A 26,581-nucleotide genomic window follows, 5' to 3' on the forward strand; every position below is an offset into this window, starting at 1 on the left:
ATGCCCGGTCGCCGTCCGCATTACATCCTGCTGCCCGTCAGCCCGCTGTTCATCGCCTTCAGCCTGGTGTGCGCCTTCATGCTCAACCTGATGCCCTGGGGGCGCTGGGTCGGGGCGCCCGACTTCGTCGCGCTGGTGCTGGTGTTCTGGGGCATCCACCAGCCGCGCAAGGTCGGCATCGGCGTCGCCTTCTGCATGGGCCTGTTGATGGACGTGCACGACGCCAGCCTGCTGGGCGAGAACGCGCTCGCCTACACCGTGCTGTCCTACCTGGCCATCATGATCCACCGCCGCGTGCTGTGGTTCCCGCTGCTGACCCAGGCCATGCACGTGTTCCCGCTGCTGCTGCTGGCGCAGGCCATCCAGCTGGTCGTGCACCTGGTGGTCTCCGGCCGCTTCCCCGGCCTGCTGCCGTTCGTCGAGAGCGTGGTGGCGGTGGCGCTGTGGCCGCTGATCACCTGGCTGCTGCTGGCGCCCCAGCGGCGCGCCGTCGACCGCGACCATACCCGCCCCATCTGACCAGGTTTGCCCAGGAATGACCGAGTTCAAGGATAGCGACCGCGAGATCCACCAGTTCCGGATGCGCCTCACGGCGCTGGTGGCGCTCGTCTTCATCTGCTTCGGCCTGCTGGTCGCGCGCGTGGTCTGGCTGCAGGTGCTGCACCACGACCAGTACGCGGCGCAGGCCGAGGACAACCGCATCGCGCTGGTGCCGATCGTGCCCAACCGCGGCCTGATCGTGGACCGCAACGGCGTGGTCCTGGCGCGCAACTATTCCGCCTACACGCTCGAGATCACGCCGTCCAAGCTGCAGGCCGACATGGAGTCGGTGATCGACGAGCTGGCCAAGCTGGTCGAGATCGACGCGCGCGACCGGCGCCGCTTCAAGCGCCTGCGTGAAGAGTCGCGCAGCTTCGCCAGCATCCCGCTGCGCACCCGCCTGACCGACGACGAGGTGGCGCGCTTCACCGCCCAGCGCTTCCGCTTTCCCGGCGTCGAAGTCCAGGCGCGCCTGTTCCGCCAGTACCCGATGGGCGAGGTGGCCTCGCACGTGATCGGCTACATCGGCCGCATCAACGCCAAGGAAGCCGCCGCGATCGAGGAGGGCGACGACGCCGCCAACTACAACGGCACCGACCATATCGGCAAGGAAGGCGTCGAGAAGCGCTACGAGCGCCAGCTGCACGGCATCACGGGCTACGAGCAGGTCGAGCGCTCGGCCGGCGGCCGCGCGATCCGCACGCTCAAGCGCACGCCGCCAGTGCCGGGCAGCAACCTGATCCTGTCGATCGACATCGAGCTGCAGAAGATCGCCGAGGAGGCCTTCGGCGACCACCGCGGCGCGCTGGTGGCGATCGAGCCCGCGACCGGCGACGTGCTGGCCTACGTTTCGCGGCCCGGCTTCGATCCGAACCTGTTCGTCGACGGCATCGACTACCAGAGCTGGAACGAGCTGAACACCTCGCTCGACCGGCCGCTGATGAACCGTCCGCTGTCGGGCACCTATCCGCCGGGTTCGACCTTCAAGCCCTTCATGTCGCTGGCGGCGCTCGAGCTGGGTTACCGCCGTCCGCAGGACGCGATCCGCGATCCCGGCTTCTTCATCCTGGGCGGACACCGCTTCAACGACGACAAGCCGGGCGGCCACGGCATCGTCAACATGTACCACTCGATCGCCCATTCGTGCGACACCTATTACTACCAGCTGGGCAACGAGATGGGGATCGACAACATCTCGAAATTCATGAGCGAATTCGGCTTCGGCCATCCGACCGGGATCGACCTCGATCACGAAAAGACCGGCGTGCTGCCGTCGAAGGAATGGAAGGCCGAGCGCTTCAAGCGCAGCCGCGCGGCCCAGAAATGGGTGGGCGGCGACACCATCTCGATCTCGATCGGCCAGGGCTTCAACAACTACACCATGCTGCAACTGGCGCATGCGACCGCGATCCTGGCCAATGACGGCGTGGTGATGAAGCCGCACCTGGTCAAGATGGTCGAGGATGGCGTGACCCGCGAGCGCACCCTGACCGTGCCCAAGGAGACCCGGCGCCTGTCGATGAAGCAGGAGCACCTCGATTTCATCAAGGATGCGATGGCCGGCGTGATGCGCGAAGGCACCGGGCAACGCGCCTTCTCCAGCGCCACGTACACGTCGGCCGGCAAGACCGGCACCGCGCAGGTGATCGGCCTGCGCGGCAAGAAGTACGACGCCAATGCGATCGACGAACGCCATCGCGACAATGCGCTGTTCACCGCCTTCGCGCCGGTCGAGCAGCCGCGCATCGCGCTGGCGATGATCGTCGAGAACGCCGGTTTCGGCGGCGTGGTGGCGGCGCCGATCGCGCGCAAGGTGCTCGACTATGCGATCCTCGGCAAGCGTCCTGCGCCGCCGCCGGAGCCGAAGGATAGCGCCCGTCCCGCCACCGTCAAGGCGGCCGCGCCGGCCGCTGCAGCCGCTGCGCCCCAACCTTCGGCCCCCGCCACCGCCACCCGAACCGAATAAGCCATGGCCCATATTCCAGAACGGCGCTCGCTGCGCCGCCGCCTGCGCCCGTACTTCACGGTGTTCGACCTGCCGCTGACCCTGATCCTGGCCATGCTGGTGACGATCAGCATGGTCACCATGATGTCGGCCGGCGCCGATTTCCCGGACCGGGTCGAGCACCAGATCCGCAACTTCCTGCTGTCCTTCGCCGTGATGTGGGTGGCCGCGAACATCGCGCCGCAAACCCTGATGCGGCTCGCGGTGCCGGTCTATGCGGTCGGCGTGGCCTTGCTGGTCGCGGTCGCGCTGTTCGGCCTGATCAAGAAGGGCGCGCAGCGCTGGCTGCACATCGGCGTCATCGACATCCAGCCGTCCGAGATCATGAAGATCGGCCTGCCGCTGATGCTGGCCTGGTACTTCCAGACCCGGGCCCAGGTCGCCGGCTGGAAGCATTACATCGTGGCCGCCGTGATCCTGATGATCCCGGTCGCCCTCATCATGGAGCAGCCCGACCTCGGCACCTCGCTGCTGGTCGCGTCGTCGGGACTGTACGTGATCTTCCTGGCCGGCCTGTCGTGGAAGGCGATCGCGGCGGTGACGGTGAGCGTGCTGGCCTTCCTGCCGATCGGCTGGTCGATGATGCACGACTACCAGCGCCAGCGGGTGATGACCCTGATCGATCCGACTTCCGACCCGCTGGGCAAGGGCTTCCACATCATCCAGTCGATCATCGCGATCGGTTCGGGCGGCGTGACCGGCAAGGGCTATATGCAGGGCACCCAGGGCTACCTGGAATTCGTGCCGGAACGCACCACCGACTTCGTGTTCTCGGTGTATTCCGAGGAGTTCGGCCTGATCGGCAACCTGTTCCTGCTGTTGGTCTACCTGCTCTTGATCGGACGCGGCCTGATGATCGCAGCCAATGCGCCAAACGCCTTCGGCCGCTTGCTGGCCGGTTCGATCGCGATGATTTTCTTCACCTATGCCTTCGTCAATATGGGCATGGTTTCAGGGATATTGCCTGTAGTTGGGGTGCCACTACCGTTCATGAGCTATGGCGGCACGGCCTTCATCACGCTGGGCCTCGGCGCCGGCATCCTGATGAGCATCCAGCGGCATCGCAAGCTGGTGCAGACCTAGGGAAGCGCTGATTTATTCATGGCGGCGGCCTTGGCACGGAAAAAAGACGCCCTGCTGCGTTGTAAATCCTCGCCATACCACGCGGTATGGCTGCGGTTTACGCCTTGCCGGGCGCCTTTTTCCGTCGCCAATTCCATCCGTCAGAATAAAACAGCGCTTCCCTAGGACGGCCAAGCCGTCCACGCGTCTAGCGCACCGGGCCGCCGCGCGCCGCGGGGCCTGCCGTGTGCACCTCGGTCAGCAAGGCCATCAAGCGGGAAATATCGACCGGCTTGGTGAAGAAATGGTCGAAGCCTGCCGCGAAGGCCTTGTCGCGGTCGGACTGCTGGCCATATCCGGTGACGGCAACCAGCACCGGAGGCGGCAGCCGCGGCATCGCGCGCAGCCGGCGCGCCAGCGCGTTCCCATCGAGCTCGGGAAGGCCGATGTCGAGCAGGCAGATATCCGGCCTGATCGTCTCGACGTTGTCGAGCGCCCTCACCGAGCTCAGTTCGACCACGACGTCATGGCCGGCCGATTCGACCAGCATCGACAGCATGGCGGCGGCGTCGGCATTGTCGTCCACCACCAGCACTTTCAGCCCGCCCGCCGCCGGCGCGAGCCCCGTGGCGGAACCGGCGCTGCCGGCCGGCGCGGCATCGGGTTCGATCCGCGGCAGGGTCACGGTGAACCGGCTGCCCTGTCCGGCGCCCGCGCTATGCGCGCCGACGCTGCCTCCGTGCAGCTCGACCAGGTTGCGCACCAGGGCCAGGCCGATGCCCAGCCCGCCCTGGGTCCGGTCGGCATCGCGCTCGCCCTGGGCGAACAGATCGAACACGCGGCCGACCAGCTCGTGGGCCATGCCGATGCCGTTGTCGCTCACCGAGATGGCGACGTCGCGCTCCCGCACCTCGACCCGCATGTCGATCGCGCCGCCCGGCGGCGTGTACTTGGCCGCATTGTTGAGGAGATTGGCGAGCACCTGCACCAGCCGCTTGCGGTCGCCGCGAACGTAGGCCTTCCCCGCGCGGCAGATGCAGCGCAGCGCATGCTGGCGCTTTTCCATCAGCGGGCGCGCCTGTTCCTCGGCGTCGGCGATGACGTCGTGCACGTCGATCTCTCTCTGTTCCAGCGTGATCAGGCCGCGGGTCACGCGCGAGATGTCGAGCAGGTCGTCGACCAGCGCGGTCATGTGCGCGACCTGGCGCTGGATGACGGCGCTGGTCCGGTGTATCTTGTCCTCGTCGAGGCGGGCGGCGGCGAGCAGGTCGGCCGCGGCGCTGATCGGCGCCAGCGGGTTGCGCAGTTCATGCGCCAGCATCGCGAGGAATTCGTCCTTCAGGCGGCTTGACAGGCGCAGCGCTTCTTCGGCCCGGGCCCGCTCGATCGCGTCCCAGGTACGCTCGGCCACGTCGGCGATGATCTCGAGTTCACCCGGCGTCCAGCGGCGCGGCACCGAATGGCCGACATTGAAGTTGGCGCGCAGCTGGCCACCCCGGTTCAGCGGCATGACGACGACCGACTGCATCCCGACATCCTGGTAGGCCTGCGCATGCCCGGCCAGGTGCGGGTCGGCCGCGATGTCCTCGGCCACCACCGCCCGCGCGGCGCGCAGGCTTTGCAGCAGGTAGGGACTGAACGAGGCCACCGATCCGTGCATCGGCAGGCCGGGCAGGGCGGGCAGCTCGCCGCCGTGCGTCCATTGCGCGGGAATGTGGAAGCAGCCGGCCTGGTCGTCGATTTCGGCGTAATAGGCGCGCGTGACGCCCAGGTGCTGGCGGATCAGCCGGGTCGCCGTGCCGATGATGTCGTCGGTCGTCGCCAGCCCCCTCAATTCGTCGGCCAGGTTGAGCTGGAAAGCGCGCCGGCGTTCCGCCATGACGCGCGCGCTCGTCTCGACCGCCGCGGTGAACATGCCGACGACGGCGCCCGAAATATCGCGGATCGGGCTGTACGAAAACGTGAAGTGGCACAGTTCGGGGTAGCCGTTGCGCAGCAGTTCGAGCGGCATGTCCTCGCCCCTGACCGCGATGCCGTCGTTCATCACCTGGTCGACCATGGCGCCGATCGTCGGCCAGATTTCGGGCCAGGTTTCCCGGGCCGGGCCGCCGAACGACGCCGGGTGCTTGCTCGAACCGAGGATCGGCCGGTAGAAATCGTTGTACAGCTGGATCAGGTCCGGGCCCCACCATATCGCGATCGGGAACTGCGATTCGAAACAGACGTTCACCTGCAGCCGCAAGGCGTCGGGCCAGGTGGATGGGTCGCCCAGGCCGGTGCGCGACCAGTCGGTCTGCCGCAGCAGGGTCACGGTGTCGCCGTTACCCGGCAGGTGATCGAAAATATGCGAAGCGTGCGGCATGGTTGAAAGTGGACAGACCGGCGATGCCGCAGTATGCCCTGTTTTTTTGCGCCGGAACCACACTTTCGGAACGATCAGGGCACGCGGACGTCTTGCCAAAACGGCCATTATCGCATTCCGGCTTGATGCCTGCATATTGATGAGTCTGGCAAGACAACGTAAACTGGGGGTCGACCTAACACGATGGAGGACGGCCAATGGGCGTTCGTACAAGCTTCCTGGCGGTCATACCGGTTGCCATTCTAGTATCGGCCTGCAGCAGCACGGGAGAGCATAAAAAGCTCAATCCTTTCCCCTGGCCGCACAAGCCGACCGCCAAGCATGGCAAGGCGCCCCAGCTGCCGGCCGCCAAGTCGGGCCGCGGCGGCTACTACAAGGACGACGGCCCGGGCGACGACATCCCCGACGGCCTGCTCGACGTGCCGGACGCCGTGGTCAAGGCCGAGCCCTTCAACAAGTGGACCAGCCGTCCCTACACGGTGCTGGGCAAGACCTATACGCCGCTGGGAAATGACGAGCGGTACAGCGCGCGCGGCGTCAGCACCTGGTATGGCGTCAAGTTCCACGGCCAGCGCACGGCGTCCGGAGAACTGTACGATATGTACAAGATGACGGCCGCGCATCCGACGCTGCCGATCCCGTCCTATGTGCGCGTGACCAGCCTCGACACCGGCAATTCGGTGGTGGTGCGCATCAACGACCGCGGCCCCTTCCATTCCAGCCGCATCATCGACGTCTCGTACACGGCGGCGCTCAAGCTCGGGCTGCTGGGCAAGGGCAGCCATGAAGTCGAGATCGAGCGCCTGTTCCCGGGCGATCCGATCGTCCCGCCGGCGCAGATCGCGGCCGCGCGCCGCGAAGTCGCGTCGATCGCGCAATCGGCGCCGCCCGAGATCGAGGCGCTGATGCTGGAAGACCGGATTCATTCCGACAGCGCGGCGCTGGTGAGCCAGGCAGAGCCGGTGTCCGCGCCCGCGCCGGCCGGTCGCTTCTTCATCCAGCTCGGCGCCTATGGCCGCGCCGGCACCGCCGAGGCGATGGGAGAAAAGATCGCCGATGCCGGCGTCGAGCTGGGCAAGCTCGAAGTGGTGAAGGTGGGTTCCCTGAATCGCCTGTACGGCGGCCCCTACGCCAGCCGCGCCGAAGCGATGGAAGCCATGCGTGCGCTGCCGTCCAGCCTCGGCTTCAAGCCGATCGTGGTCCAGCGCTGATCGCCCCCTCGTCGAACGCGGCGCGCTGAACCTCCGCGCCATGAAAAATGGCCGGCGAACCGGCCATTTCTTCGAGCGGAAAAGAAGCGCTTATGCCTGTGCGGCGGTGCGGCGGCGGCGCAGGAAGCCGATGGCGGCCAGGCCGGCGCCGGCCAGCAGGACGCTCGACGGCTCAGGCACTTCGCCCGGCTCTTCAGTCGGCTCTTCCACCTTGGTGTAGTCGAGCAGGAGCTCGGAGTTGGTGAGCATCAGGTCGCCGAGCACTTTCAGCTTGAACGTCAGTTGGCCATCGTTCAGCAGCGCGTCGATGATGGACTGGTTCGTCACGGTGCCGCTGATGGTGAACTCACCGGTGTACGCCTTCTTCACGGTCGTCGTCGTGGTCGTGGTATCCGAATATTGCGAGTGCGATTGTTTGCAGATGAAGAAGAACCATTTCGTGCATTTTTGGCCGTCGTAAATTTCCTGGAAGCTCGACGGGGAGGTATAGCTCGACTCGAAGAGCTGGGTGCTTCCGCTTCCGAGCAGGAAGTCGCCGAACCACAGGGCGGCGCTCTCTTGTTCACCGGTATAGGTATGGGTATTGGTGACCGTCACATCACGGGTGCTCTTGCCATTCTTGACCTTGCCGTATTCGCCTTCGTCGCGGTCGCTGGTCGAGGTCAGTTTCATCAGTTCGCCATCGTCCTTGAAGGAGAACGAATACGACAGGCTATTGAAGGTATATTTTTCTGGCAGCGGCGTATCGTTGATGAAAGCGACTTTGTAGCTGCCCTGATCCAGCATCCCGTTGGCCAGCGAGCCGTTCAGCGAAATGGGTGCAGCGGCAGCGGTGGTCGACAGCGTGGCAGCGGCGAGCAGCAAGGCGGTGATGATCTGTTTCATGGCTTCCCCTCGGAACGTCAAATTATATTGGAACAACTTAATTTGATATAGAGCAAATAGTGTGCCAAGGATATAAGTGTTTGTTTTGGTTAATTAAAATTTCTTGAGGAAAATTAAGTGTAAAGATATTCGACAGCTTGCGGGTGGTCAACTGCACACCGCATAAAAAAGCGCGCCATGTGGCGCGCTGGATGGATGCGATACACGACCGCGACGTTATTCGCAGTTGCGCAAGTCGGCGCCGGAGAAGTTGCCGATGAGCGTGGAAAGCCGGTTGCGCGCACCGGCATCGATCGCCTGGTACTGGTAGGCGGGGCGCATGACTTGCGGGCCACGCGGCAGCACCCGCACACCGCGCACACCCTGGCGCTGCAGTTGCGCCACCAGCTTCTGGGCCGCGCTGTCGGTCTTGAACACGCCCAGCGAGATCGCCCAGCGCAGCGGCGAGTCGCCCTGCATGATGTAAAAATTCTCGACACCGCGTTCCTTGAGCTCGGCGGCGCGGCGCTGGGCGCCTTCGCGGCCGCCGTTGGGAGGCAGGTAGACCAGGCGGCTGGTCACTTCCTGGAAGGGGACGTCGACCCGCGACTGGCGCGCAGCGAGGTCCAGGCTGGCCACCCGGGTTTCGAAACGGCGGGCGTCGGCGGCGCTGAAGGGACCGGCCTGGACGCAGGCGATCAGGTCCGGCGCCACGGCGGCCGGCGGCGCCGGCTCCGGCGAGGGCGCGGCGGCGGATGGCTCGGCGCGGGCTTCGGCGTCGCCGGCTTCCATGGCCTCGGCCTCGTCCAGCGCGCGCTTGGCCTCGACCGCCGTCAGTTGCGTGATGCGTTCGGGCGCCAGCTGGTTGTTCAGCCGGCCTGGCTCGCGCTCACCGGCGCCGGGCTGGCCCAGCATGCCCTGGCCATACGCCAGCAAGGCCGCGTTCGCGGCCAGCAGCGCCCAGAATACGAATTTCAACACCGTGCTTCCCCCTCTCTCCAGGCGGTCGCCGCCTGCAGGCCGACCAGCACGATATTATCGACCACCCTGTGCGCGACCTTGAGCGCGGGCGCGATGGTCGGCGCCGCGCCGCCCGAGACGATGCAGGAAGAGGCGCCATGTCCGGCCACGGCGCGCTCGATGGCGCCGGCCTGGGCCGACAGCACGCCGGAGAGAATCGCGTCGTTGGTATTGTCGCCAAACAGCGCCGGCACGGCGCCAGGGACTACCTGCGGCAGCTGCGCCGTGTTGCTGGCCAGGCTGGACGCCATCAGCGCCAGGCCGGGCAGGATCATGCCGCCCACGAACAGGCCGTCGGCGCTCACCGCGTCGACCGTGGTCGCGGTGCCGCAGGTGGCGACGATCAGGTTCTGCCTGGGCGCCAGGGCGCGCGCGCCGATGGCGGCGGCGAAGCGGTCGCAGCCCAGGCGGCCGGGGTCGCGGTAGCCGTTGCGCAGGCCGGCGCGCTCCACGCTGGAGGCGAACCATTCGACCTCGATCCCGGCCGGCAGCAGGGCCGCGATGCGCCCGGCCAGCTGTGGGCCGGCGACGTTCGACACCAGCGCGCGGGTCACGCCGGCGCTCGCCCATCGGGCAGCTGCTTCGTCCAGCTGCGCATGCAGCACGGCGCCGTGCAGGCGCCACGCGCCGAGGGCGCTGCCGGCGTCGGCCAGCGCCCACTTGACGCGGGTATTGCCCGCGTCGACCAGCAGCATCATGTCTTCACCCGCAGCGAGACGTCGCCGGCCATCACGGTGATGCGGCCCTCCGACGTGTCGAGCAGCAGGCGGCCGCTGTCGTCGACGCCGGCGGCGCGGCCCTCGTGCCGCACCGCGCCGTGGTCGAGCAGGACAACGGTCTCGCCCTGCCAGGCGTGGCGCAGGTTCCAGCGCGCGGCGAAGGCGGCGAAGCCGCGCGCGGAAAACTCCGCCAGCGCCGCGGCCAGGCCGTCGAGCAGGGCCGCCATCAGGACGTCGCGCTCCATGCGCGCCAGCCAGGGCACGCCGGCCGCGCTGCGTCCCAGCTGCGCTTCCATCTCGTCCGGCATCAGGAGATTGAGGCCGATGCCGATCACGGTCCAGGTGCCGCCACCGGGCGCGGACTGGGTCTCGACCAGGATGCCGGCCAGCTTGTCGCCGTCCTTGAGCAGGTCGTTCGGCCATTTCAGCTGGACTTGCTGGCCCAGCGCGCCGAGCGTCTCGGCCAGCGCCACGCCGATTGCCAGCGGCAGGCCAACCAGCGCCTGCGGGCCGCCGTCGAACTTCCACGCCAGCGAAAAGGTCAGCGAACCTTCGGGCGAAGACAGCCAGCTGCGGCCGGCGCGACCGCGGCCGGCGGTCTGGTGTTCGGCCACCAGCAGCAATGGCGCTTCGAGCGTCGCGGCGCGCGCCAGCAGGTCGGCATTGGTGGAGCCGGTCTGCGCCACGACGTCGACCGCCACGCCGGCCTTCGACAGTGCGCGGATGGCATCGGCGTTCATGCTTCCCCCTGGCGCTGCTTGGTCGGCGCGCGCGCGAACAGGCGGTCGAACACGAAGTTGGGCAGCAGGCGCAGCAGCTTGGCGACGACGCCCATCTGCCAGGGTAATACGCGGTAGCTGTCGCCGCGCGCGATCACGGCGGCGGCTTGCGCCGCGAAGCGGTCGGCGGGCATCAGGAAGGGCATGGGAAAACGGTTCTTGCTGGTCATGGGGGTGTCGATATAACCGGGGGCGATCGTCACCACCCGGATGTTGGTCGCGCGCAGCTCGACCCGCAGCGCTTCGCAGTAGCTGTGCACGGCGGCCTTGCTGGCGCAGTAGGCGCCGGCGCCGCGCATGCCGCGCACGCCCGCCACGCTGCCGATGCCCACCAGGCGGCAGGGCGTCGCCTGCCGCCGCATGGGGGCAATGAACGGGGCGAAGGTGGCGACCGTGGCGTTCACGTTGGTGGCGAACACCGCGTCGAACACGGCCAGGTCGGCCGCGCGGTCGGTGAGCGTGCCGTGCGAAATGCCGGCGCTGGCGATGACGACGTCGGCGCCGCCGTTGGCGGCGATGAAGTCAAGCGCGGCCGCGGCCAGGCCGTCGCGATCGAGCACGTCGACCGCGTAGATGTGATGCCGTTCCGGGTGGGGCAGCGAAGCGGCCAGCGCAACCAGGTGGTCGCGCCGCCGCGCCAGCAGGCCGAGCGTGGCGCCGCGCGCGGCGTATTCGCGCGCCAGGGCGGCGCCGATGCCGCTCGAGGCGCCGGTGATGAAGACGCGCTCCGTCCGCGTCGACATGGGCTTAGCGCTGGTTGCGCACGATGGCGACGTCGATGCCGCTGTCGAGCAGCTTGGCGCGCGCCTTGTTGACGGCTTCGACTTGCGAGTAGGGGCCGACCCGCACCCGGTGCAGCACGCCGCTGTCGGTGCTGCGGTCGGTGATGGCGGCCTCGAAGCCGAGCAGGGCCAGCTTGGCGCGGGTGTTCTCGGCGTCCGACATCTCGCGGAAGGCGCCGGCCTGCAGGTAATAGATGTAGCCGTCGGTCACGGCCGCCGCGCCGGAGGCGGGGGCGGCGGTGTTGACCGGGCCCGGCGGCGGTGGCGGCGCGCTCGGGCGCGGCTCCTGCATGCCGGCGATGGCGGCGCCCAGCGGGTCGGAGTCGGGCTGCTGCTGTGGCGACGGCGCCGGCGCGCTCGCCGGCGCGCTCGGCTGGGCCGGCGTTTGCGGCACCGGCGCCCGGTTGCCGTACATCGGCTTGTTGGGATCGGACGCCTGGCTCGGCTCGAGGTCGGCCGGGCGGCCCATCTTGTTGGAACGGTCGGTGAACGGCGAGGCGCCCTTGGTGATCACGAGCGCGACCGCCACCGCGATCCCCAGCCCGATGATCAGGCCGACGATGATGCCGGTCAGGGTGCTGCCGCGTTGATGGCGTTGGCTACGCTTCGAGAAGGTACGGATGACGGTCATGACGCTTTCTGGTGATGAGACGTTGGGCTTCGGTTCCAGTGCTGCCTGCACTTTAGGGCACTTCGAAAAACCTGCTGCGCGTTGCAGTTTCGGTCGGGCCGCGTAGGTCTGCGATGCTCACCGTACGGCCGTACGGTTGCGCTTCTCGACCGAAACTGCTGCCGCTCGCGACGGTTTTTCGAGGCGCCCTTCACATCTTGTCCGGCGCCGAGACGCCGATCAGGGCCAGGCCGTTGCGCAGCACCTGGCGGGTGGCGGCGGCCAGCGCCAGGCGGGCCAGCTTGAGCGACTCGTCGTCGTCGAGCAGCCACTTGTGCGCGAAGTAGTAGCTGTGCAGCTCGCCGGCCAGTTCGCGCAGGTAGAACGCGACCTGGTGCGGGCCGAGTTCGGCCTGCGCGCGCTGCAGCATCTCGGGATAGGCCGCCAGCTTGGCCAGCAGCTGCGACTCGTGCGGTTCGGTCAGCGGCGACAGATCCGCCTTGGCCAGGCTGGCGACGTCGCCGCCCCAGTTGGCCAGCGCCGAGCAGATGCGCGCGTGGGCGTACTGCACGTAGTAGACCGGATTCTCGTCATTGGTCGCGAGGGCGACGTCAACGTCGAACACGAACTCGGTGTCGGCCTTGCGCGAAATCAGGAAGAAACGCACCGCGTCGCGGCCGCGCGTGACGTCGCCATTGCCCGACCATTCGATCAGGTCGCGCACGGTGACGTAGGAGCCGGCGCGCTTGGAGATCTTGACCTCTTCGCCGTTCTTCATCACGGTGACCATCTTGTGCAGCACGTAGTCGGGATAGCCCTGCGGGATGCCGATGTTCACCGCCTGCAGGCCGGCGCGCACGCGCGCGATGGTGCCGTGGTGGTCGCTGCCCTGGATGTTGATCGCCTGGTCGAAGCCGCGGCGGAATTTCTGGATGTGGTAGGCGACGTCGGGCACGAAATAGGTATAGGTGCCGTCGGACTTGCGCATCACGCGGTCCTTGTCGTCGCCGTAGTCGGTGGTCTTGAGCCACAGGGCGCCGCCGTCTTCATAGGTCTTGCCGGCATCCACCAGGGCCTGCACCGCGGCTTCCACCTTGCCGTCGGCGTACAGCGACGATTCGAGGTAGTAGTTGTCGAACTTGACGCCGAATGCCTGCAGGTCCTGGTCCTGCTCGTTGCGCAGGTAGGTCACGGCGAAGCGGCGGATCGATTCGATGTCATTCACGTCGCCGCTGGCGGTGGCGGGTGCGCCGTCGCTGGCCGACACGGTCTTCTTGGCCAGGAAGTCGGCCGCGATGTCGGCGATGTAGTCGCCGTTATAGGCCGACTCCGGCCATTCGGCGTCGCCCGGCTTGAAGCCGCGCGCGCGCGCCTGCACCGAGGTGGCGAGGGTGGCGATCTGGACGCCGGCGTCGTTGTAGTAGAACTCGCGCGTCACTTCGATGCCCTGCGATTCGAACAGCGACGACAGCGCATCGCCCAGCGCGGCCTGGCGGCCGTGGCCGACGTGCAGCGGACCGGTCGGGTTGGCCGAGACGAATTCGATGATCGCATGGTGGCCGCTGGCGGCGCCGGCGCGGCCGAAGGCTTCACCCTGCTCGAGCACGCTGCGCACCACCGACTGCTTGGCGGCGGCGGCCACGCGCAGGTTGATGAAGCCGGGGCCGGCAATCTCCGCCGATTCGATCAGGCCCTGCGCGCCCGGCTCGGCCTGCAGCGCGGCGACCAGGCGGGTGGCCAGTTCGCGCGGATTGGTCTTGAGCGGCTTGGCCAGCTGCATGGCGATATTGCAGGCGATGTCGCCGTGCGAAGGATCGCGCGGACGCTCCAGCACCACATTGGGGGCCAGGTCGGTGCCGGCGACGATCGGGGCGAGGGCTGCCTGGAACAGGGCAACGATTTGTTGTTTTTGTTGGGCGAGCATGGGAATGGTCGAAAAATTAGGTACTACGGATGGACGGCGCCTATTATCGGGAAGACGAGCAGGCAAACAGTGAACATTATACTAGTTTGATGCCACGCTTTGGCTGGCCACGGCGTTCGCGATTGGCGGTTCAACAACCATATTAAGCGTCGCCAAAGGCATAACCGTTACAATGGGAGCCCATTTTCGCAACATTTTATTCGCCATGACTGACAAGCGTCCAACGCTCACCCTGAAACCCAAGGCCAGGCCCGCCGCCGACCGGCGCGCGCCAGGCGCGGTCGGCCGCAACCCGGTTCCGGCCGGCGCTGCGGCAAAGGGTCCTGCGCGGGGGCAGGGCGGTCATGGCAAGCCCGGTCCGAGCGCATCAGGCCAGCCCCGGCCGGCAGATCCCGACCGCCGCCCGGTCGGCAAGCCGCCTCGGGCGCAGGGTGGCGACTTCCCCGGCCAGCAGCCGCGTGCGCAGCGTGAAGAAGCGCCGCGTCTGCGCCAGAGCCACGAAGTGAAAGTCGCGCCGCAGCGCGACTACCGCCCCGACCTCAAGTCCGATTCGCTGGCGCTGGCGCTGCTCGGCGCCGCCAGCGCCGTGGCGCGCGTGCGCGGGGGCAGCGCGCTGCCGCAGGCCCTGGCTGCCGTCTTCGGCGCCTACGACGCCACGCCGCAGGCGCGCGGCGCGATCCAGGACATCGCCTACCGCACCATGCGCCAGCTGGGCCGCAGCGAGACCCTGCTGGGCCTGATGACCAGCAAGGCGCCCGAGCCGCCGATGCTGGGCGGCCTGTTGTGCGCGGCGCTCTCCCTGCTCGATCCGCCCGAGGGCCAGGCGGCCCCGTATGAGGCCTTCACCGTGGTCGACCAGGCCGTCAACGCGGCCGCGGCCCATCCCGATTTCGCCCATGCCAAGGCCATGGTCAACGCCGTGTTGCGGCGCTTCCTGCGCGAGCGCGAGGCGCTGGTCGCAGAAGCCCTGCGCGAGCCGCTGGCGCGCTTCAATTATCCGCAGTGGTGGATCGACACCATGCGCGCGGCCTATCCGCGCGACTGGGAAGCCGTGCTCGAGGCCGGCAACGTCCATCCGCCGCTGACCCTGCGCGTCAACCGCCGCAAGACCGATGTCTCTGCCTATCTGCACGCCCTGAACGAAGCCGGCCTGCAGGCCGAGCAGGTGGGCTTGACCGCGGTGCGCCTGGCCCAGGCCATCAACGTGGCCCAGATCCCGGGCTTCGCCGACGGCGTGGTGTCGGTGCAGGACGCCGGCGCCCAGCTGGCCGCGCCGCTGCTCGACCTGAAGGACGGCATGCGCGTGCTGGACGCCTGCGCCGCTCCCGGCGGCAAGAGCGGTCACATCCTCGAGACCGCCGACGTGCAGCTGACCTCGGTCGACGCCGACCCGGCGCGCCTGGCGCGCGTGGGCGACAACCTGGGCCGCCTCGGCCTGGACGCGACCCTGCTGGCCGCCGACGCCGGCAGCCGCGATTGGTGGGATGGCCGTCAATACGATCGTATCCTGGCCGACGTGCCGTGCACCGCCTCGGGCATCGTGCGCCGCCACCCGGATATCCGCTGGCTGCGCCGCAAGTCGGATACATCCCAACTTGCAACACTTTCTTCCAAAATACTCGACAATCTTTGGCAGATGTTGCTGCCCGATGGTAAATTGCTGTTCGTGACATGTTCGCTCTGGCCCCAGGAATCGGAGGCGCAGGCAGCCGCTTTCGCGGCTCGCCACGACGCAGTCCGCCTTGATGCGCCGGGCCAACTCCTGCCGCTCGGCGGCGCCGGACAGGATCATGACGGTTTGTTCTACGCCCTGTTCCAGAAGAAAGCGGCGTAAGTTCTTTTACACTACGCGCATTTTTTAAGGCCCCGGCTCACCCGTGACGTTACGACTTTTACGCCTCCTCGCCTGCCAGCTGCTGCTGGCGTTCGCGTGCGTTGGTGCGTGGGTACCGGCGTGGGCTGCCGACGGGATCGAGATCAGCCGCGCCGCGATCGAAGCCAGCGACGATGGCTACCGGCTCAACACGGTCTACGACTTCGAGCTCAATAGCGGCCTGCGGGATGCGCTCCAGCACGGCGTGCAGCTGCATTTCACCACCGAGATCGAGCTGGTGCGGCCGCGCTGGTGGTGGCGCGACGAGCGGGCGGTGTCCGCCAAGCGCACCATCCGCATTTCCTATGACGTGCTGACGCGCCAGTATTACGTGACGGTGGTCGGCTCCTTCCAGGAACGCTTCCAGACCTTCGAGGATGCGATGTTCATGGTGCGCCGCCCGACCCGCTGGCTGATCGCGCCCAAGGGCAAGCTCAAGCCGGGCGAGGTCTACGAAGTCTCGCTGCGCATGTACATGGACCGCGAATACCTGCAAAAACCCCTGCAGGTCAACGCCTTCAACGATTCCGACTGGCGCCTGACGTCCAGCCGGAAGACCTTTACCTATCGTGCAGAGTAGACCGGTCAACCAGGTCTTGCGCTACGCCCTCGTCGTGGGCTGCGCGGTAGTGTGCATCCTGCTGTTCCTGCTCGCGTCGGCCTCGGCCAATTCCGAATTCCTTGGCCGCTACTACGGCTGGCTGATCGGACTGATCGGCGCGGTGGCCTTCGTGCTGCTGGCCTTCGTCGCGGTCGCCCTCGGCCGCCTGTATTCGCGCCACAAGGCCGGCAAGTTCGGCTCGCGCCTGATGGCGAGACTGGTGCTGCTGTTCGCCGGCATCGGCATCCTGCCCGGCGTCGTCATCTTCATGGTGTCGGTGAATTTCGTCTCGCATTCGATCGACTCGTGGTTCGACGTCAAGATCGAGTCGGCGATCGAGTCGGGCCTGAACCTGGGCCGCGCCGCGCTCGACGAATCGCTGGCCGAACTGGGCGCGACCGCGCAGACCGCCGCCGCGACCCTGGCGGGCCAGGGCGACATGAGCGCGCAGCCGGTGCTGGCTCGCCTGCTGGCCGACACCAGCGGCCTGCAGAGCGCGATGCTGGTCGACGAGAAGGGCGCGGTGCTGGCCGCGGCGCTGGAAGACCGCGGCGCCAACCTGGCGGCCGACGCGCCCAACGAACGCATGCTGAAGAGCGCCGCCATGCCGGGCGGGTATGCGCTGGCCGAAGGCGGCGTCGACCGCGACCTGAGCGAAGAGGGGCTCGATGGCGTCTCGAGCGCGCTCGACGCCGTCACGGGCCTGCGCCTGCGCGTGGTGCTGGCCGTGCCCGAGCCGCCCGGCGCGCCGCAGCGCTACCTGCAGCTGCTGCAGTCGGTGCCGGTCAACCTGGCCTCGAACGCCGAGGTGCTGCGCTCGGCCTACAGCGAATACCGCCTGCGCCTGGAAGCGCGCACCGGCCTGCGCAAGATGTACATCGGGATGCTGACCCTGACGCTGCTGCTGGCGATCTTCGGCGCCGTCGGCAGCGCCTTCCTCATCGCCGGCAACCTGGCGCAGCCGCTGCTGGTGCTGGCCGAGGGCACGCAGGCGGTGGCCGAGGGCGACCTGTCGCCCAGGCCGATCGTCCAGACGAAGGACGAACTGGGCACGCTGACGCAATCGTTCAACGCCATGACCGGCCAGTTGTTCGAGGCCAGGAGCGCGGTCGAGCGCAACCGCGCCGCGCTGCAAAGCGCCAAGGCCCACCTCGAATCGGTGCTGGCCAATATGTCGGCCGGCGTGATCGTGCTCGACGCCGAGGGCCTGGTGGTGAACTCGAACGACGCCGCCTACCGCATCCTGCAGGTGGAACCCGGCGCGATGGCCGGGCCGCTGGCGCGGATCCCGGGACTGGAACACTTCTCGAACTGCATCACGCGCGCCTTCTCGGCCCAGAGCGCGCACTCGGCGGCCGAGCGGCGCAAGCGCGCGCACTGGCAGCAGCAGATCGAGATCCCGCGCCGCGGCAGCGGCGACGACCACGACCACGACCTGGTGCTGCTGGCGCGCGGCTCGCGCCTGCCGGTGGGCGCCGACAGCGGCTTCATCGTCGTGTTCGACGACATCTCGGACGTGATCACGGCCCAGCGCTCGGTGGCCTGGGGCGAGGTCGCGCGGCGCCTGGCGCACGAGATCAAGAACCCGCTCACGCCGATCCAGCTGGCGGCCGAGCGCATGCAGATGAAGCTCGAGGACAGCCTGCCGCCGAAGGAGGCCGAGCTGCTCAAGCGCGGCACCACCACCATCGTCAACCAGGTCGACGCCATGAAGCGCATGGTGGACGACTTCCGCGACTACGCGCGCACGCCGCCGGCCATGCTCGAGCAGCTCGACCTGAATGGCCTGATCGGAGAAATCCTGAACCTTTACCTGGCCGAGGATGGCAATGACGTCATCCACGCCAGCCTGGCGCCGAACCTGCCGCGCGTGATGGGCGACGCCACCCAGCTGCGCCAGGTGATCCACAACCTGGTGCAGAACGCCCAGGATGCGCTGGTCGACCGCGGCCCGGACGCGCCGCCCCCGCGCGTGGACGTGAGCACCGAGGCGATCCACTACACCGGCGCCGACGGGCTCGCGGGCACCGCGGTGCGCCTGGCGATCGTCGACAACGGCCCCGGCTTCGCGCCGCGCATCCTGGCGCGCGCCTTCGAACCGTATGTCACCACCAAGGCCCGCGGCACCGGCCTGGGCCTGCCCATGGTCAAGAAAATCGTGGACGAGCACGGGGGCCGGATCGACGTCGGCAACCGCAGCGATGGAACTGGCGCAGCGGTATCGATTTTGCTGCTAAAGTTAGCTTGAGTGTCCTGAAATGAAGATTCATTGAATCAAACCTGATTGTTCAACGAACCTCCATTTCAGGGCATGAGAACTCAGCCCCATCAGCAAACTTGGCTTAAGTGCAAAAAAACTTATAAAATTGCACACGTGACGGGTAGAAGATCAGGAAGGTAGAAACGATGGCGAACATACTCGTAGTTGACGATGAAATGGGCATCCGGGAACTCCTGTCGGAGATTCTCGGCGACGAAGGCCATGCCATCACCCTGGCCGAGAACGCGCAACAGGCGCGCGAGGCGCGTGCGGCCGCGACGCCAGACCTGGTGCTGCTCGACATCTGGATGCCGGATACCGATGGCGTGACCCTGCTCAAGGAGTGGCAGCGCGACGGCATGTTGACCATGCCGGTCATCATGATGTCGGGCCATGCGACCATCGACACGGCGGTCGAGGCGACCCGCATCGGCGCCCTGAATTTCCTCGAAAAGCCGATTGCCCTGCAAAAGCTGCTCAAGGCGGTCCAGCAGGGCCTGACCCGCGCGCAAGAGGTGGCGCGCGCACCGATGGCGCCGCCGCGCCCGATCGCGCCGAGCGCGCCGCCGGTGGCGAGCGACGCCGCCATCGCCGCCCCCAGCGCGCCGATGTTCGCGTCCCCCGGCGTGCAGCCCGGCCCAGGCGTCGGCATGGGCAACGGTACGCGCATGGTGCATGCGGTGTCGCAGGGCGAGGGCACCGGCTATACGCTGTCGTTCGACCTGCCGCTGCGCGAGGCGCGCGACGCCTTCGAGCGCATGTACTTCGAGCACCACCTGGGCCGCGAAGGCGGCAGCATGACGCGCGTGGCCGAGAAGACCGGCCTCGAGCGCACCCACCTGTACCGCAAGCTCAAGCAGCTCGGCGTCGAACCGGGCAAGCTCGCCAAGAAAGGGGGATGATGGCCCGCGCGGCCACCGTCCTCGTCACAGGGCCCAGCGCCGCCGCCCGCGAACAGGCGATCGCGGCGCTGCTGGCCGTTCCTCCCGCTGCCGTTTCCGATCCTGGCGCGCCTGGCGCCGGCGCAGCCACGTCGCGCGACTTCAGCGCGGTCATCCTCGAAGGCCTGGGCGTGGCCGCCACGCCGCTCGAGACCGGCCCCGGCATGCAGGTCGTGCGCATCGCTCCCGGGTGTTTGTGCTGCGACGGCAATCTCGTTTTGCGTGTAACATTGAATCGACTGCTGCGCCAACGCCCGGGACGCCTGTTTCTCGGCCTGGCGAGCAGCGAACACCTTGATCAGTTGCGATCGTGGCTTGCAGCGCCGCCATACGATCAGCTGTTGGCACTGAACCCGACCGTCCACGCCTGAAGGCACTTGACGGTCTTGAAATCGGTTCGGACAGCCCCACCTCTGAAGCGAAGTGAACAGCCTGCCGTACGCCGCCATGCGGCAGGGTTGCACTAATTTCTGATCGAAGGAGTCATCATGAACATGATCTATAACAGCGAACAGTACAGCGTCGTCGAGTTCGGCGTCGACCGTGAACTCGAAGCGCTGCGATTTGGCGGCTTCGAGATCGTCGACAAGGCCGGCCGTCGCGAGGCCTTCATCGGCGGCCGCCTCGCGCAATCGTTCCGGCGCGACGTCAACAACCTGATTGCCAGCGAACCCACCATGGAAGAGATCGACGACTTCCTGGGCTCGTATGACACCCTGATGAGCCAGCCCGTGGTTCTTCATTGAGCACGTGCATTGAGCCAGGACAGCATTTCGCCGCGCTGACGCCCCCGAGCGCCATTGCCACCAGCGGGCGATGGCGCTTTTTTCATCGGTCATGGTAAGCTGCGGGCCATGTGCCAGCTCCTCGGAATGAACTGCAATGTCCCTACCGACATTGTCTTCTCTTTTACCGGCTTCGCCCACCGCGGCGGCCGCACCGATACCCACCACGACGGCTGGGGAATCGCCTTCTTCGAAGGCAGCGGCGTGCGCCACTTCGTCGATCACCAGGCCGCCATCGCCTCGCCGATCGCCGAACTGATCAAGCGTTACCCGATCAAGTCGACCAACGTCATCGCCCACATCCGCAAGGCCACCGTCGGCCACGTGGCGCTGGAAAACTGCCATCCCTTCGTGCGCGAACTGTGGGGCCGCTATTGGGTGTTCGCCCATAACGGCGACCTCAAGGATTTCGCGCCCGTGCTCGACGGCGCCTTTCGTCCGGTCGGCACCACCGACAGCGAACTGGCCTTCTGCTACCTGCTGCAAAGCATGCGCCGCGAGTTCGGCGACACCGCGCCGGGCCGCGAGGACTTGCGCGCACTGCTCGAGCGCATCATTCCCGGCATTGCCGCCCATGGCACCTTCAATATGATGCTGTCCGACGGCGCCGCGCTGTTCACCCATTGCTCGACCAAGCTGTGCTACGTGGTGCGCAAGTATCCCTTCGTGACGGCCTGCCTGTCCGACGAAGACCTGTCGGTCGACTTTTCGCAGGTGACCACGCCCGACGACCGGGTCGCGATCATCGTCACCGAGCCGCTCACGACGAACGAGGAGTGGACCCATTTCGCGCCGGGTGAGCTGAAGGTGTTCGTCGACGGATTGCCGCAGTAAACACTGTGTATCGATTGTGACAACACCGATGTTTCGCGAATAACGTTCTTCTAATAAATTAGTGCCAAGAAGACACACGCCGGGATGGATGCGGTAAAGTAGTCCGATTGATGCGAGAACGAGAACGAGATGACCGATACCGCCAGCCTCGACGAGGCCTCCCAGCCGCTACGCATGCGCCATTTCTACCTCGCGCGCCAGCCCGTGCTGGACCGCAACCAGGCGCTGTTCGGCTATGAACTGCTGTTTCGCGGCAGCGCCCAGGGCCCGGCCCATTTCGATTCGGGCCTGTCGGCCAGCGCCAGCGTCATCCACCATGCATCCCAGCTCGGCCTGCCGCGTGCGATCGGCGACGCCAGCGCCTTCATCAACGTCGACAAGGACGTCCTGATGAGCGATATGTTCGCCTTCCTGCCACGCGAGCGCACGGTGCTGGAGATCGTCGCTTCGGTCGAGCCGGACGACGCCGTCATCGAACGCATGCGGGCCCTGGGCAAGCATGGCTTTCGCTTCGCGGCCGAGGCGGCGGCCCACGGCCCGGCGCTGTCGCGCCTGCTGCCCGTGATCGACTTCGTCAAGATGGATTTGCGCGCGCTGCCGGCCGTGACCCTGCTGTCGCTGGCGCCGCGCCTGCGCACCACGGGCAAGCGCCTGGTGGCCGAAAAAGTCGAGAACCACAGCGAATACCGCACCTGCCTGGACATCGGCTTCGACTACTTCCAGGGCTATTATTTCGCCAAGCCGTCGGTGCTGGCCAGCCGCAAGCTGTCGCCGTCGCAGACGACGGTGCTCGACCTGGTGAACCTGGTGGCGTCCGACGCCGACAACGCCGAGATCGAAAGCGTGGTCAAGCGCGAGGTGACGATCGGCCTGAACCTGCTGCGCCTGGTGAACACGCCGGCGGTGGGGGCGGGGCGACGCATCGAATCGATCAGCCAGGCCCTGACCCTGCTGGGCCGGCGCCAGCTGCAGCGCTGGCTGCAGATCCTGCTGTATGCCGAGCCCGACGTGCGCGGCCACAGCCAGAGCCCGCTCCTGCTGCTGGCCACCACGCGCGCGCGCCTGATGGAGCTGCTGGCCCAGCGCCTGCGCCCCGGCCAGAAGAACGTCGCCGACGTCGCCTTCACGGTCGGCATGATGTCCCTGATGGACACGCTGTTCTGCATCCCGATGATGGACATCGTGGAGCAGATCCCCGTGATCGACGAAGTGCGCGCCGCGCTCCTGCAGCGCAGCGGCTTCTTCGGCGAGCTGTTGAAGCTGGCCGAATCGATCGAGCGCATGGACGACGAGGGCGACGACCTGCTGGCGGGCCTCAAGAGCCTGTCGATGGATGGCGACGACCTGGCCGAACTCGAGGTGTCGGCGTTCGAGTGGAGCGACAAGGTGGTGCGCTACGCGATCTGAGCGCCGCACACTTGGCGCGTCACGAAAAAAACGCCGCGGATCTCGCGGCGTTGTGTTTTACAGGTTCGGCGCCAGGTGGCGCTCCACCTCGGCCTTGTCCATCCCGCGCCGCCGCGCCATGTCCTCGACCTGGTCGTCGCCTATCTTCCCGACCACGAAGTACTTCGAGTCCGGGTGCGCGAAGTAGAAGCCCGACACCGCCGCGCCCGGATACATCGCGAACGATTCGGTCAGCTCCATGCCGATCTCCCCGGCCTGCAGCGTACGGAACATATCGGCCTTGACCGTGTGCTCGGGGCAGGCCGGATAGCCCGGCGCCGGACGGATGCCCTGGTACTCTTCGGCGATCAGCGCCTCGTTCGACAGGGATTCGTCCGCCACGTAGCCCCACAGGTCGGTGCGCACGCGCTCGTGCATGTATTCGGCGAAGGCTTCGGCCAGGCGGTCGGCCAGCGACTTGAGCATGATCGACGAGTAGTCGTCATGCGCCGCCTCGAAGCGCTGCTCGTGCTTCTCGATGCCAAGGCCGGCGGTCACGGCGAACATGCCGATGTAATCCGGGATGCCGCTCTCTTTCGGCGCGATGAAGTCGGCCAGGCACTGGTTGGGGCGCTGCACGCCGTCGACGACCGGCCTGACGCCCTGCTGGCGCAGGCCGTAATACGTGAAGGCCACCTGTTCGCGCGATTCGTCGGTATACACCTCGATGTCGTCGTCGTTCACCGTGTTGGCCGGCAGCAGGGCGATCGCGCCGTTGGCGGTGAGCCAGCGGCCTTCGATGATCTTCTTGAGCATGGCCTGGCCTTCGGCATACACCCTGGTGGCGGCCTCGCCCACCACCTCGTCGGTGAGGATGGCGGGGAAGGGGCCGGCCAGGTCCCAGGTCTGGAAGAACGGGCCCCAGTCGATGTAGCGCGCGATCAGGCCCAGGTCGACGTTCTTGAACACGCGGCGCCCGATGAACTTCGGCTTGACCGGCGCGAACGCCAGCTTGGCCTTGTTGGCGCGCGCCTGGTCGAGAGGCAGCATCGGCAGCGCCTTCTTGCCGGCGTGCTGGATGCGGATGCGCTCGTAGTCCTGGGCCAGTTCGATGATGTAGGCGTCGCGCGTGTCGTCAGTGACCAGCGCCTGGCCGACCGAGACCGAGCGCGACGCGTCCGGCACGTAGACCACCGGACCGTCGTAGTGCGGCGCGATCTTGACCGCGGTGTGGGCGCGGCTGGTGGTGGCGCCGCCGATCAGCAGCGGCACCTGGCGCTCGCGGAACCACGGGTCGCGCTGCATTTCGCGCGCCACATGCGCCATCTCTTCGAGCGACGGCGTGATCAGGCCCGACAGGCCGACCATGTCGGCGTTTTCTTCCTTGGCCTTGGCAAGGATGTCGGCGCAAGGCACCATCACGCCCATGTTCACGATCTCGAAGTTATTGCACTGCAGGACCACCGAGACGATGTTCTTGCCGATGTCGTGCACGTCGCCCTTGACGGTGGCGATCACCATCTTGCCCTTCGGCTTGGCGACGATGCCGGTGCGCGCTTCTTCCGCCGCCTTCTCTTCTTCGATGAACGGCACCAGGTGCGCCACGGCCTGCTTCATCACGCGCGCCGACTTGACCACCTGCGGCAGGAACATCTTGCCCTGGCCGAACAGGTCGCCGACGATGTTCATGCCGTCCATCAGCGGACCTTCGATCACGTGGATCGGGCGGCCGTTGGCTGCTGCGACCTGCTGGCGCATCTCTTCGGTGTCTTCGACGATCCATTGCGTGATGCCGTGCACCAGCGCATGCGCCAGGCGCTTCTCGACCGGCGCGTTGCGCCACTCGAGGTTCTGTTCCTGTTTGGCGCCGCCGGCCTTGAGCGTGCCGGCGAATTCGATCATGCGTTCGGTGGCGTCCTTGCGGCGGTTGAGCACCACGTCTTCCACGCGTTCGCGCAGCTCGGGATCGAGGTCGTCGTAGACGCCGACCATGCCGGCGTTGACGATGCCCATGGTCAGGCCGGCCTTGATCGCGTGGTACAGGAACACGGTGTGGATCGCTTCGCGCGCCGGGTCGTTGCCGCGGAAGCTGAACGAGACGTTCGACACGCCGCCCGAGATCTTCGCGTGCGGCAGGTTGTCGCGGATCCAGGCGCAGGCTTCGATGAAGTCGTTGGCGTAGTTGTCGTGCTCTTCGATGCCGGTGGCGATGGCGAAGATGTTCGGGTCGAAGATGATGTCTTCGGGCGGGAAGCCCACCTGTTCGGTCAGCACCTTGTAGGCGCGTTCGCAGATCTCGATCTTGCGCGCGAAGGTGTCGGCCTGGCCCTGTTCGTCGAAGGCCATCACGATCACGGCGGCGCCGTAGCGGCGGCACAGCCGCGCCTGGCGGATGAATTCCTCCAGGCCTTCCTTCATCGAGATCGAATTGACGATGGCCTTGCCCTGCACGCACTTCAGGCCCGCCTCGATCACCGACCACTTGGACGAGTCGATCATCACCGGCACGCGCGAGATGTCGGGCTCGGACGCGATCAGGTTCAGGAAGCGCGTCATGGCCGCCTGCGAATCGAGCATCGCCTCGTCCATATTGATGTCGATGACCTGGGCGCCGTTCTCGACCTGCTGGCGTGCCACCGACAGCGCCTCGTCGAACTGCTCGTTCAGGATCATGCGGGCGAAGGCCTTCGACCCGGTGACGTTGGTGCGCTCGCCGACGTTCACGAACAGCGACGATTCGTCGATGGTGAAAGGCTCCAGGCCCGACAGGCGCATCGCGACCGGCACTTCCGGCACCTGGCGTGGAGCCTGGGTTTCCAGGATCTTCGCGATCGCCGCGATGTGCTCGGGCGTGGTGCCGCAGCAGCCGCCGGCGATGTTGATGAAGCCGGCGTCGGCGAATTCGCGCAGCAGGGCGGAGGTGTCAGCCGGCAGCTCGTCGAAGCCGGTGTCGCTCATCGGGTTGGGCAGGCCGGCGTTCGGGTAGATGCACACGAAGGTGTCGGCGATTTGCGACAGCTCCTGCGCATAGGGGCGCATCAGCGCCGCGCCGAGCGCGCAATTCAGGCCGATCGTCAGCGGCTTGGCATGGCGCACCGAATTCCAGAAGGCCGGCACGGTCTGGCCCGACAGGATGCGGCCCGAGGCGTCGGTCACGGTGCCCGAGATCATCAGGGGCAGGCGCGGCGTCTCGGGATGCTCGTCGAAATACTGGTCGATCGCGAACAGCGCCGCCTTGCAGTTCAGGGTGTCGAAGATGGTCTCGACCAGCAGCAGGTCGGCGCCGCCGTCGACCAGGCCGCGGACCTGTTCGTGGTAGGACGCGACCAGCTGGTCGAAGGTGATGTTGCGCGCCGCCGGGTCGTTGACGTCGGGCGAGATCGAGGCGGTCTTCGGGGTCGGTCCCAGGGCGCCGGCGACGAAGCGCGGCTTGTCAGGGGTTGAATATTTGTCGCAGGCGGCGCGCGCGAGCCTGGCCGCTTCGACGTTCATCTCGTAGGCCAGGTGCGCCATGTGGTAATCCTCCTGCGCCACGCCGGTGGCGCCGAAGGTATTGGTCTCGAGCAGGTCGGCGCCGGCGGCGAGATAGCGCTCGTGGATTTCCTGGATCACCTGCGGCTGGGTGAGCGTGAGCAGCTCGTTATTCCCTTTCACGAACAGCTCGCGCTGGCCTGCTCCCTCGGGCGCCGCGAAGTTCGCGAAACGCTCACCGCGGTAGGCCGCTTCATCGAGCTTGTACTGCTGGATGATGGTGCCCATCGCGCCATCCAGGATCATGATGCGGCGCGCGAGGATCTCGCGCAGCTGGGTTTCGATCGGGGAGACGGGATTGGTACGGGCGTTCATCGTGTTTTTCCGAAGGTGCGGCTTGACAGGCCGGTTGAGAAAGGGCGGTCTACGATTATACGTCAAGCGGCGCGATAGGCCCGGCAGTGGGGGTGTGTATGTATCGTTATGTATTCAACGCCGCATGCGTTACATAGCGTTACATTTGTTGGGGTGGCTGCAATCTTTACGATACAT

The 26,581-nt window shown here is 66.9% G+C and carries 21 protein-coding genes; 12 read left to right on the forward strand and 9 right to left on the reverse strand.

Annotated elements, in window-relative coordinates:
- From mreD to rodA, 3 genes are read left to right on the forward strand one after another with little or no spacing between them, the layout of a single operon-like run.
- Complete coding sequence (gene mreD, locus ABIB42_RS07085) at nt 1-519, forward strand: rod shape-determining protein MreD (protein ID WP_071360459.1); 519 nt, start codon at nt 1-3, stop codon at nt 517-519.
- A gap of 16 nt (nt 520-535) precedes the next feature.
- The gene (gene mrdA, locus ABIB42_RS07090) at nt 536-2,506 is read left to right on the forward strand and encodes a penicillin-binding protein 2 (RefSeq protein WP_429248139.1); all 1,971 of its coding nucleotides are present in this window, start codon (nt 536-538) and stop codon (nt 2,504-2,506) included.
- 3 nt (nt 2,507-2,509) lie between these two features.
- The gene (gene rodA / locus ABIB42_RS07095; RefSeq protein ID WP_429248140.1) at nt 2,510-3,628 is read left to right on the forward strand and encodes a rod shape-determining protein RodA; all 1,119 of its coding nucleotides are present in this window, start codon (nt 2,510-2,512) and stop codon (nt 3,626-3,628) included.
- Between the two features lie 187 nt (nt 3,629-3,815).
- On the opposite strand, the gene ABIB42_RS07100 is transcribed toward rodA, so the two are convergent.
- Entirely contained in the window at nt 3,816-5,969 is a 2,154-nt protein-coding gene (locus ABIB42_RS07100; protein WP_429248141.1) for an ATP-binding protein, read from the reverse strand.
- 197 nt (nt 5,970-6,166) lie between these two features.
- Between ABIB42_RS07100 and ABIB42_RS07105 the strand changes: the two genes are divergently transcribed.
- Nucleotides 6,167-7,180: a septal ring lytic transglycosylase RlpA family protein gene (locus tag ABIB42_RS07105; RefSeq protein ID WP_005667831.1), complete on the forward strand. Its 1,014-nt coding sequence runs from the start codon at nt 6,167-6,169 to the stop codon at nt 7,178-7,180.
- A gap of 90 nt (nt 7,181-7,270) precedes the next feature.
- On the opposite strand, the gene ABIB42_RS07110 is transcribed toward ABIB42_RS07105, so the two are convergent.
- The 7 genes from ABIB42_RS07110 to argS all read right to left on the reverse strand — a co-directional run bounded on the left by ABIB42_RS07110 (nt 7,271) and on the right by argS (nt 13,878).
- On the reverse strand, nt 7,271-8,065 hold the full coding sequence (locus ABIB42_RS07110; RefSeq protein WP_005667833.1) for a PEP-CTERM sorting domain-containing protein: 795 nt from the start codon (nt 8,063-8,065) through the stop codon (nt 7,271-7,273).
- Nucleotides 8,066-8,281: 216 nt separating this feature from the next.
- On the reverse strand, nt 8,282-9,025 hold the full coding sequence (locus ABIB42_RS07115; RefSeq protein ID WP_005667836.1) for an SPOR domain-containing protein: 744 nt from the start codon (nt 9,023-9,025) through the stop codon (nt 8,282-8,284).
- Nucleotides 9,019-9,762, reverse strand: coding sequence for a type III pantothenate kinase (locus ABIB42_RS07120; protein WP_005667839.1), 744 nt, complete (start codon nt 9,760-9,762; stop codon nt 9,019-9,021). Before ABIB42_RS07120 ends, ABIB42_RS07115 begins: the two co-directional genes overlap by 7 nt.
- A complete protein-coding gene (locus tag ABIB42_RS07125) occupies nt 9,759-10,523 on the reverse strand; it encodes a biotin--[acetyl-CoA-carboxylase] ligase (RefSeq protein WP_071360454.1) in 765 nt (254 codons plus the stop codon). The genes ABIB42_RS07120 and ABIB42_RS07125 overlap by 4 nt, the downstream gene beginning before the upstream one ends.
- Nucleotides 10,520-11,305: an SDR family oxidoreductase gene (locus tag ABIB42_RS07130; protein WP_071360453.1), complete on the reverse strand. Its 786-nt coding sequence runs from the start codon at nt 11,303-11,305 to the stop codon at nt 10,520-10,522. Before ABIB42_RS07130 ends, ABIB42_RS07125 begins: the two co-directional genes overlap by 4 nt.
- A gap of 4 nt (nt 11,306-11,309) precedes the next feature.
- On the reverse strand, nt 11,310-11,975 hold the full coding sequence (locus ABIB42_RS07135; protein ID WP_429248142.1) for an SPOR domain-containing protein: 666 nt from the start codon (nt 11,973-11,975) through the stop codon (nt 11,310-11,312).
- 190 nt (nt 11,976-12,165) lie between these two features.
- Nucleotides 12,166-13,878 carry an arginine--tRNA ligase gene (gene argS / locus ABIB42_RS07140; protein WP_429248143.1) on the reverse strand — a complete coding sequence of 571 codons (1,713 nt, stop codon included), beginning with the start codon at nt 13,876-13,878 and terminating at the stop codon, nt 12,166-12,168.
- Between the two features lie 205 nt (nt 13,879-14,083).
- Between argS and rsmB the strand changes: the two genes are divergently transcribed.
- The 8 genes from rsmB to ABIB42_RS07180 all read left to right on the forward strand — a co-directional run bounded on the left by rsmB (nt 14,084) and on the right by ABIB42_RS07180 (nt 22,579).
- On the forward strand, nt 14,084-15,712 hold the full coding sequence (gene rsmB, locus ABIB42_RS07145) for a 16S rRNA (cytosine(967)-C(5))-methyltransferase RsmB (protein WP_229520339.1): 1,629 nt from the start codon (nt 14,084-14,086) through the stop codon (nt 15,710-15,712).
- A 43-nt stretch (nt 15,713-15,755) separates the two neighbouring features.
- Nucleotides 15,756-16,331: a DUF4390 domain-containing protein gene (locus ABIB42_RS07150; protein ID WP_429248144.1), complete on the forward strand. Its 576-nt coding sequence runs from the start codon at nt 15,756-15,758 to the stop codon at nt 16,329-16,331.
- A complete protein-coding gene (locus tag ABIB42_RS07155; RefSeq protein ID WP_005667856.1) occupies nt 16,321-18,600 on the forward strand; it encodes a sensor histidine kinase in 2,280 nt (759 codons plus the stop codon). The genes ABIB42_RS07150 and ABIB42_RS07155 overlap by 11 nt, the downstream gene beginning before the upstream one ends.
- 158 nt (nt 18,601-18,758) lie before the next feature.
- The gene (locus tag ABIB42_RS07160; RefSeq protein ID WP_005667858.1) at nt 18,759-19,514 is read left to right on the forward strand and encodes a response regulator; all 756 of its coding nucleotides are present in this window, start codon (nt 18,759-18,761) and stop codon (nt 19,512-19,514) included.
- The gene (locus ABIB42_RS07165; protein WP_219862523.1) at nt 19,511-19,924 is read left to right on the forward strand and encodes a GTPase; all 414 of its coding nucleotides are present in this window, start codon (nt 19,511-19,513) and stop codon (nt 19,922-19,924) included. Before ABIB42_RS07160 ends, ABIB42_RS07165 begins: the two co-directional genes overlap by 4 nt.
- A gap of 117 nt (nt 19,925-20,041) precedes the next feature.
- Nucleotides 20,042-20,299, forward strand: a complete 258-nt coding sequence (locus ABIB42_RS07170; protein ID WP_005667861.1) for a BTH_I0359 family protein — start codon at nt 20,042-20,044, stop codon at nt 20,297-20,299.
- A gap of 108 nt (nt 20,300-20,407) precedes the next feature.
- Nucleotides 20,408-21,172, forward strand: coding sequence for a class II glutamine amidotransferase (locus ABIB42_RS07175; protein WP_429248145.1), 765 nt, complete (start codon nt 20,408-20,410; stop codon nt 21,170-21,172).
- A 129-nt stretch (nt 21,173-21,301) separates the two neighbouring features.
- A complete protein-coding gene (locus ABIB42_RS07180; protein WP_429248146.1) occupies nt 21,302-22,579 on the forward strand; it encodes an EAL and HDOD domain-containing protein in 1,278 nt (425 codons plus the stop codon).
- 57 nt (nt 22,580-22,636) lie between these two features.
- Here ABIB42_RS07180 and metH read toward each other — a convergent pair whose 3' ends face one another.
- Entirely contained in the window at nt 22,637-26,404 is a 3,768-nt protein-coding gene (gene metH, locus ABIB42_RS07185) for a methionine synthase (RefSeq protein WP_005667868.1), read from the reverse strand.
- Nucleotides 26,405-26,581: the final 177 nt, after the last annotated feature.

The organism is Massilia sp. UYP32 (genome assembly GCF_050434365.1).
Classification (GTDB): domain Bacteria; phylum Pseudomonadota; class Gammaproteobacteria; order Burkholderiales; family Burkholderiaceae_D; genus Telluria; species Telluria timonae.

Coding starts and splice junctions, on each gene's coding strand:
- mrdA (WP_429248139.1), top strand. CDS start 536: ATGACCGAGTTCAAGGATAGCGACCGCGAGATCCACCAGTTCCGGATG.
- metH (WP_005667868.1), bottom strand. CDS start 26,404: ATGAACGCCCGTACCAATCCCGTCTCCCCGATCGAAACCCAGCTGCGC.
- ABIB42_RS07120 (WP_005667839.1), bottom strand. CDS start 9,762: ATGATGCTGCTGGTCGACGCGGGCAATACCCGCGTCAAGTGGGCGCTG.
- rsmB (WP_229520339.1), top strand. CDS start 14,084: ATGACTGACAAGCGTCCAACGCTCACCCTGAAACCCAAGGCCAGGCCC.
- ABIB42_RS07110 (WP_005667833.1), bottom strand. CDS start 8,065: ATGAAACAGATCATCACCGCCTTGCTGCTCGCCGCTGCCACGCTGTCG.
- ABIB42_RS07175 (WP_429248145.1), top strand. CDS start 20,408: ATGTGCCAGCTCCTCGGAATGAACTGCAATGTCCCTACCGACATTGTC.
- ABIB42_RS07130 (WP_071360453.1), bottom strand. CDS start 11,305: ATGTCGACGCGGACGGAGCGCGTCTTCATCACCGGCGCCTCGAGCGGC.
- ABIB42_RS07100 (WP_429248141.1), bottom strand. CDS start 5,969: ATGCCGCACGCTTCGCATATTTTCGATCACCTGCCGGGTAACGGCGAC.
- ABIB42_RS07180 (WP_429248146.1), top strand. CDS start 21,302: ATGACCGATACCGCCAGCCTCGACGAGGCCTCCCAGCCGCTACGCATG.
- ABIB42_RS07135 (WP_429248142.1), bottom strand. CDS start 11,975: ATGACCGTCATCCGTACCTTCTCGAAGCGTAGCCAACGCCATCAACGC.
- ABIB42_RS07165 (WP_219862523.1), top strand. CDS start 19,511: ATGATGGCCCGCGCGGCCACCGTCCTCGTCACAGGGCCCAGCGCCGCC.
- ABIB42_RS07105 (WP_005667831.1), top strand. CDS start 6,167: ATGGGCGTTCGTACAAGCTTCCTGGCGGTCATACCGGTTGCCATTCTA.
- ABIB42_RS07170 (WP_005667861.1), top strand. CDS start 20,042: ATGAACATGATCTATAACAGCGAACAGTACAGCGTCGTCGAGTTCGGC.
- argS (WP_429248143.1), bottom strand. CDS start 13,878: ATGCTCGCCCAACAAAAACAACAAATCGTTGCCCTGTTCCAGGCAGCC.
- ABIB42_RS07160 (WP_005667858.1), top strand. CDS start 18,759: ATGGCGAACATACTCGTAGTTGACGATGAAATGGGCATCCGGGAACTC.
- ABIB42_RS07125 (WP_071360454.1), bottom strand. CDS start 10,523: ATGAACGCCGATGCCATCCGCGCACTGTCGAAGGCCGGCGTGGCGGTC.
- mreD (WP_071360459.1), top strand. CDS start 1: ATGCCCGGTCGCCGTCCGCATTACATCCTGCTGCCCGTCAGCCCGCTG.
- rodA (WP_429248140.1), top strand. CDS start 2,510: ATGGCCCATATTCCAGAACGGCGCTCGCTGCGCCGCCGCCTGCGCCCG.